This is a genomic window from Barnesiella sp. An22, from assembly GCF_002159975.1.
GTDB classification, from domain to species: Bacteria; Bacteroidota; Bacteroidia; order Bacteroidales; family Barnesiellaceae; genus Barnesiella; species Barnesiella merdigallinarum.
Genome location: NZ_NFJR01000039.1, coordinates 1 through 2,094 on the forward strand (window position 1 = coordinate 1; position 2,094 = coordinate 2,094).

Sequence of the window (2,094 nt, forward strand, 5' to 3'; positions counted from 1 at the left end):
AACCAGCCCTTCCCGGAGACTTCCTGCTCCGGTAAAAAGTAATGTGGTCATCTTTTTCTATAATAAAACAAAGAGACCGCCCAAAATCTCTTTTGGGTCGGCCTCTTGTTGTTGACCGGGGCGGTAGAATAAACAAAAGGGCGTCATCGGCTGTTTAGTAAGCAAGAAACTAAAAAACGAACAGCTATGAAAGAAGCCCTTGTACCGATAAAACCCGAGGTGGTCGTGAGAGTAATCGAGTGTGGCCCGCTGCGTATTGGCGGGCATGTGCGCATCCAGTTTTCCGATGGCAGTATGGTCGTAAAGCAGCGAGCCTTCATGTGCCGTTGCGGCAAGTCGGCCAACCAGCCGTTTTGCGACGGTTCCCACGCCAAGAAATAGCCGTTGCCGGTTCTTCCGGCCGAGGCCGACCTCATCCTTCATCAGGGAGAGGCCGGCATTTTTTATGGATAGTGCAGAGGGGTAGACCGGGTTCGACCCGAGCCCAAATGAAAACCCGTGGTTTTCATTTGCCTCAGCGCTCACCTTTCACTATCTTTGAAGAAGATAGGGAGCGGCTCGGTATAGCCAAACCTCGAAAACTGTGTTTTCGGTTTGTCACTACTCTCACCTTTCGCTATCTTTGAAGAAGATAGGGGGCGGCTCGGTATAGCCAAACCTTGAAAACCCGTGGTTTTCCTTTGTCTCTGCGCTCACCTTTCACTATCTTTGTACAAGAAAAACATACAACAGCATAATAGATTATGGTAGAAATTGGAACGGTACTGACCCCTGTCGGTAAAAAAGCATTGCTCTGCGGTAGCGGAGAGTTAGGAAAAGAGGTTGCAATCGAGTTGCAACGCTATGGTGTAGAGGTGGTTGCGTTGGATAAATATGCCAATGCTCCGGCCATGCAGATAGCTCATCGCAGCCACGTGCTGTCGATGCTCGACGGTAAGAAACTGCGCGAAGTGATTGAGGAGGAACGCCCCGATTACATTATTCCCGAGGTAGAGGCTATTGCTACCGATACGTTGGTGGCTCTCGAGAAAGAGGGCTACTCGGTTACCCCTACGGCTACGGCCGCTTACCTGACGATGAACCGTGAAGGCATACGCCGTCTGGCCGCCGAGCAACTGGGTTTGCCCACCTCGCCCTATCGGTTTGCCTCGACCCGCGAGGAGTTCGAAGCTGCCGTGAAAGAGATAGGCATGCCTTGCGTGGTGAAGCCCATTATGAGCTCGTCGGGTCACGGACAGAGTGTCGTACGTACCGCCGATGATATAGACCACGCCTGGCACTATGCCCAGGAGGGTGGCCGTGCCGGAGCCGGTCGGGTGATTGTCGAAGGTTTCGTGAAGTTCGACTACGAGATTACCCAGCTCACCGTGCGCCACTCGGCCGGGACTACCTTCCTCAAACCCGTCGGTCACATACAGGTCGATGGCGACTATCGAGAGTCGTGGCAGCCGCAAGCCATGTCGCCGAAGGCCTTGGAGCGCGCTCAGGAGATTGCCCGCAAGATTACCGACGCTCTGGGCGGTTACGGCATCTTCGGGGTCGAGTTGTTTATCAAGGGCGACGACGTGCTCTTCAGCGAGGTTTCACCTCGTCCGCACGACACCGGTATGGTGACGATGATTTCGCAAGACCTCTCGCAGTTTGCCCTGCATGCTCGCGCCGTGTTGGGCCTGCCCGTTCCCGGCATTCGCTTCTACGGTCCCTCGGCCTCGCGTGCCATTGTGGTCGAAGGCGATACCGACAAGGTGGTATTCGGCAATCTCGACCAGGTACTCGCCGAAGAGGGTGTGCAGATACGTATCTTCGGTAAACCCGAAGTGGTGGGTCACCGCCGTCTGGGTGTGATTCTGGCTATCGCCGATACCGTAGAGGAGGCTCGTGCCAAAGCCGACCGTGCCTACCAGAAACTACAGATAAAGGTTTTGCCCCGATAAGGGCATTCGCTTCGGTCAAATAGAGACTGAATATAGAATCTGGAAATAAAGACAAGAGGCCGACCCAAAAGAGATTTTGGGCGGTCTCTTTGTTTTATTATAGAAAAAGATGACCACATTACTTTTTACCGGAGCAGGAAGTCTCCGGGAAGGGCTGGTT

2 protein-coding genes are annotated in these 2,094 nt (G+C 53.7%); both read left to right on the top strand.

Features of this window, described 5'->3' with window-relative positions; all coding sequences use genetic code 11:
* Positions 1 to 186: 186 nt before the first annotated feature.
* On the top strand, positions 187 to 381 hold the full coding sequence (locus tag B5F38_RS14035) for a CDGSH iron-sulfur domain-containing protein (protein ID WP_087409737.1): 195 nt from the start codon (positions 187 to 189) through the stop codon (positions 379 to 381).
* A 362-nt stretch (positions 382 to 743) separates the two neighbouring features.
* The gene (gene purT, locus B5F38_RS14040; RefSeq protein WP_087409738.1) at positions 744 to 1,934 is read left to right on the top strand and encodes a formate-dependent phosphoribosylglycinamide formyltransferase; all 1,191 of its coding nucleotides are present in this window, start codon (positions 744 to 746) and stop codon (positions 1,932 to 1,934) included.
* Positions 1,935 to 2,094 lie beyond the last annotated feature (160 nt).